The organism is Sphingomonas sp. 10B4 (genome assembly GCF_035019905.1).
Taxonomy (GTDB): domain Bacteria; phylum Pseudomonadota; class Alphaproteobacteria; order Sphingomonadales; family Sphingomonadaceae; genus Sphingomonas; species Sphingomonas glacialis.
The window spans coordinates 1-262 of record NZ_JASJVC010000376.1 but is presented as its reverse complement, the minus strand read 5'-3'; the positions used below and the strand labels follow the sequence as shown (position 1 = coordinate 262).

Below are 262 nucleotides of genomic sequence, written 5' to 3'. Positions count from 1 at the left end.
CGCCTTGAGTTGGGCGCGGTCGATCACGCCATGATGTGAAGTGCCGTAGGTCAGGGTGATGGCCGCGGCGGTAGGGAAATCGAGCGCCGCCGGCATAGGCATGACGGCATTGGCTGGTGCCAGCACTTGCTGAGCAAAGGCGCCGTGGCCGATGAAGGCGATCACGCGGTCGCCGACCTTAGGATAGCTGACGCCAGCACCGACGGCATACACCACGCCGGCCAGTTCACTGCCGGGGGTGAAGGGCAGTTCCGGCTTGAAC

General features: G+C 64.9%; 1 protein-coding gene. It reads right to left on the bottom strand.

What is annotated here, in order from left to right; all coding sequences use genetic code 11:
* Positions 1-262 (bottom strand): alcohol dehydrogenase catalytic domain-containing protein (locus QN347_RS20175; RefSeq protein ID WP_323494456.1); only part of this gene is annotated, 262 nt, incomplete at both ends.